At 69.9% G+C, this 2,433-nt stretch carries 2 protein-coding genes; one reads left to right on the top strand and one right to left on the bottom strand.

The window, feature by feature from the left end; all coding sequences use genetic code 11:
• A partial coding sequence (locus JGS39_RS39535; protein ID WP_219574588.1) for a uracil-xanthine permease family protein occupies positions 1-1,228 on the top strand: 1,228 nt, incomplete at its 5' end.
• A 70-nt stretch (positions 1,229-1,298) separates the two neighbouring features.
• Here the strand turns inward: JGS39_RS39535 and JGS39_RS39540 are convergent.
• Positions 1,299-2,168, bottom strand: coding sequence for an LURP-one-related family protein (locus tag JGS39_RS39540; protein WP_219574589.1), 870 nt, complete (start codon positions 2,166-2,168; stop codon positions 1,299-1,301).
• Between the last annotated feature and the right edge of the window lie 265 nt (positions 2,169-2,433).

A 2,433-nucleotide genomic window follows, 5' to 3' on the forward strand; every position in this document is an offset into this window, starting at 1 on the left:
TCTGCTGGCCGGGGTGGCCGCCCCTGTCTCCTCGGTCATCCTGATCGGCACCACCCTGTCGCTGAGCGCGTCCCAGACCGCATCGCTGCTCAGCGCCACCCTCGTGCTCTGCGGCATCGGCGCGCTGCTCCAGTCGCTGGGTGTGAAGGCGCTGCGCATCGGCGCCCGGCTGCCGTTCCTGATGCTGCCGGGCGGCGCGGCGGTCGCGATCTTCCTCCAGGTCGCGAAGGAGCACGGACCGGCCACCGCCTCCGGTTCGGTGCTCATCGCGGCGGTCTTCCTGATCGCCGTGCTGCCCCTGTACGGGCGGCTGGTGCGGTTCTTCCCGCCGCTGGTCATGGGCACCACGGTGGTCCTGATCGGGATCAACATGATCAAGATCACCGCGCCGATGATCGCCTCGGGACCGGGGCTCGGCTTCGCCACACTCGGCATCACCGCCCTGTTCTTCCTGTTCATGCGCGGTGTCTGGCGACAGATGTCGGTGCTCTTCGGCCTGGCGGGCGGCACGCTCGTCGCAGCGCTCACCGGTACGGCGTTCCACATGGCGCACGGCAGCACGTTCGCGCTGCCCGACCCGTTCCCGTACGGCACACCGCACTTCGATCTGCTGGCCGCCGTGCCGCTGCTGGTCTTCGCGCTCGCCTCGCTGGCGGAGGCGACCGGGCAGACCGTGCTGAACAGCGAGGCGGTGGGCCGGACTCCGGACGCGGCGCGTGACGTGCCGCGGATCTCCCGGGCAGACGCGGTCACCTCGCTGGGCGCCGGCGTCTTCGGTACGTCGCTGATGGTGACCAGTGCCGAGAACATCGGGATCGTCCAGCTCACCCGGGTGCGCAGCCGGTTCGTCACGGCGGGCGCGGGCGTGCTGCTGATCCTGTGCGGTCTGATCACGCCGCTCACCCGGCTGCTCGCCGCCATCCCGGAGCCGGTGGTCGGCGCGGCGGGGCTGATCATCTACGCGGTGATCGCGACGATGGGGTTCGGCATGCTCAGCCGTGAGAACCTCAGCCACGGCACGAACGGAATCGTGGTCGCCCTGGCCCTCTGCGTCGGTCTGCTGCCGGTCTTCGCCCCCGAGATGTACGCGGGCCTGCCGGTGTGGGCGCGGACCGTCTTCGGCAGCGGTGTGGCCGCCGGGGCTCTGGCCGCGGTGATTCTGGCCGCGGTGTTCTCCCGGCTGGGACCGCCGGAGGGACAGCAGGACCAGGACCGTTCAGCGGACTGAGCACACGTGAGAACGCCCGCGCCCCGCACCTGGCCAGGTGCGGGGCGCGGGCGTTCTCGCGTACGGGGGCTCAGCCGAGGCCGCGGGCGTCCTGCTTGAGGGCCGTGTCCACGGTCAGGGCCGTCGCCACCACGAGGCTCAGCAGCGGCTCGGGCAGCTGGTAGTGGATCTGCAGCACGTAGTTGTCCGCCGTGGTGAACATGGTCTTCGCGAGACCTTCCCAGGTCTTGGTGATCCGGGCTATCTCGGCCTCGTTGTGGTCGACGATCGCGAAGTTCCAGGCGCGCCAGTTCTCCGCCTTGATCGCGCCGACCTTCTGACCGTCGACCATGATCGCGAAGTTGATCTTGCCGATGGCGTTCTGCTGGACGATCTCGCCGACGGGCTGCCCGTCGGGGCGCTGCACGATGACCTTGGACTTGATGAACTTCGCCGGGCGCGTCAGCAGCAGCTGCGGCCGGCCGTACGCGTCGCGGATCTCGAGCCGGTGGGTCAGGTACTGGTCGATGCTGCTCACGAAGCGCAGCACCTTGCGCATCGCGCTCTGACCGACCTGGATGACCGAGCCGAGGGTGTTGCCCTGCTGGTCGAAGACGCTGTACTCGTTCGTGACCTCGATCAGTTTGGCCTTCTGGTTCACGACCAGGACCTGCTGATTGAAGAGCGTGCCCGCGCCGGGGGCACCGCCCTGCTGCGGCATGCCCTGCTGCGGAACGGCGGCGGACTGGTGCTGCGGCTGGGCCTGCTGCTGATGCGCCTGGGCCGCCTGCTGCTGATACGCCTGCTGCTGCGGCACCTGAGCGGGCGCCTGGGCCTGCTGCTGCCCGCCGGCCGGATTGGTGTGCTCGGTCCACTGGGAACCGTCCCAGTAGCGCAGCAGCTGGGGGGCGCCGTGCGGATCCGGATACCAGCCCGCAGATACGTTCGAGTGCGTTGTCACCGGGGCACAGTATCCCGGCACGCCCGAGGCGGAACCCCCTGCCCCGGGATCCACAGGTTCGCCGATCCGGGTCCCGCACTCATTGAAACTTCACACACCGATACGATGCCGGGATGAACTGGCTGAGCGAACGCACGGAGCGGCGGCGGAGTGCCCGCGCGTCCGTGGTGCTCGGCTGGGCCTTCCTCCTGATCGCCCTGGCCTCGTGCTGCTGGCCGACGCCCGGGTCGTCCGCTGCCGCGCACGACGGCCCCGCCTCGGCGGC

The organism is Streptomyces poriferorum, assembly GCF_019399235.1.
GTDB classification, from domain to species: domain Bacteria; phylum Actinomycetota; class Actinomycetes; order Streptomycetales; family Streptomycetaceae; genus Streptomyces; species Streptomyces poriferorum.